Consider the following 276-nt stretch of genomic DNA (forward strand, 5'->3'; position numbering starts at 1 on the left):
GTACATTATTAACCGCATCAGCATCAAACTTAGCGTAGTAGTATGGTGCGTTTATCGCATGATTTAACGGGTAATCTTGCATGCTTTGAGTCAGCGCACTGACGTAGTTAAACTCATCGCCTTTTTCTAAAAATTTAAACTGGTTATTCAAAGAGGTGCGAATTTCATTAAAGTACTTACTATTAACACCTTCACGTTTAATTAAATCAATATATTGCATAATAGTCGCAACAATGGCTTCGCGGTTTTTCATGCCCTCATCAGTCAGCTCTATGT

General features: G+C 37.0%; 1 protein-coding gene. It reads right to left on the reverse strand.

Annotation, left to right across the window (positions count from 1 at the left end):
* Nucleotides 1–253 (reverse strand): hypothetical protein (locus AAEY88_RS13370; protein ID WP_350563171.1); only part of this gene is annotated, 253 nt, incomplete at its 3' end.
* Nucleotides 254–276: the final 23 nt, after the last annotated feature.

Source organism: Psychrobacter sp. CAL346-MNA-CIBAN-0220, assembly GCF_040309805.1.
Taxonomy (GTDB): Bacteria; Pseudomonadota; Gammaproteobacteria; order Pseudomonadales; family Moraxellaceae; genus Psychrobacter.